A 282-nucleotide genomic window follows, 5' to 3' on the forward strand; every position below is an offset into this window, starting at 1 on the left:
CTGAACAAAAGCCGTAGCAAAAAAACGGTAGCAATTACACCGTTTATTGCCCGTGCCAGTGGTTGGGTTCGCGCGCCAGAGAGCGGCTTTATTACGCACTCTGCGCAACTTGGTGATCATGTCGAAAAAGGTGATGTGCTGGCTGTGATTGCAGATTCATTCGGCACCTTTCAGGCAAATATCATCAGCCCAGCGGAAGGCGTGGTGATCGGCAAACAAAATATCCCGCTCACGCAGGAAGGCGAAGCGATATATCACATTGCTTACTTTAAGGCCCCGGAT

General features: G+C 50.4%; 1 protein-coding gene. It reads left to right on the top strand.

Going from position 1 to position 282, the window contains the following annotated elements:
- Nucleotides 1–282, top strand: a 282-nt coding sequence (locus NLF92_RS12765) for a succinylglutamate desuccinylase/aspartoacylase family protein (protein ID WP_254102584.1), incomplete at both ends; no start/stop codon positions are given.

The organism is Opacimonas viscosa, from assembly GCF_024199005.1.
In the GTDB taxonomy this organism is placed as follows: domain Bacteria; phylum Pseudomonadota; class Gammaproteobacteria; order Enterobacterales; family Alteromonadaceae; genus Opacimonas; species Opacimonas viscosa.